The following is a 683-nucleotide window of genomic DNA, read 5'->3' on the forward strand; positions in this document are numbered from 1 at the left end:
GCCGCCGTGCCTTCGGCAGCCGAGGCGGCCGGGCGTCCGGCCGGGACCGCTGATGTTGCCCGCGTGCCGTACGCGCGCGTGGCCCTGGAGTGGCCCGCCGGGGTGCCCGACGGGGGCCGGCACGGGTTCACGCCCGCGCACCGCGAGGACCTGGAGGCGGCCCTGCCCGCCCTCGCCGGGCAGCTGGCGGCCGCGCTGGGCGAGGGGCCCGGGCGGGTCCTCGTACTCGGCAACGAGGAGCTGATGTACGTGCCGCTGCGTCTCGCGGCGGCCCTGGAGGAGCGCGGGGCGGCGGCCGAGGTGCGGTTCTCCTCGACCACCCGCTCGCCCGTTCTCGCCGTCGACGACCCCGGCTATGCCATCCGCACCCGCCTGGTCTTCCCGGCCCACGACGCTCCCGCCGACGGACCCGGCGACCGCTACGCCTACAACGTCGCGGGCGGCGGCTTCGACGCGGTCGTCGCGGTCGTGGACTCCGCCGGGGACACCCCCGAACTGCACACCGGCCTGCTCGCGGCCCTGGCCCCGCACACCGGCCGCGTCGTGCTGGCGGTCGTCCCGTCGTACGCCCCGGACGGCCCTGCCACCCCCGCCCGCCCGGCCGCAGCCCGCGCGGCCGCGACCGCCTCCGGCAGCCCGGCCGTGACTGCGCCCGGCAGCCCGGCCGCTGAGTCCGCAGACCA

General features: G+C 79.4%; 1 protein-coding gene. It reads left to right on the plus strand.

Translation table 11 applies throughout. The features are described from left to right. A partial coding sequence (locus VR44_RS40385) for a TRSP domain-containing protein (RefSeq protein ID WP_211275234.1) occupies window positions 1–683 on the plus strand: 683 nt, incomplete at both ends.

The sequence above is a fragment of the Streptomyces katrae genome (genome assembly GCF_000966975.1).
In the GTDB taxonomy this organism is placed as follows: Bacteria; Actinomycetota; Actinomycetes; order Streptomycetales; family Streptomycetaceae; genus Streptomyces; species Streptomyces katrae.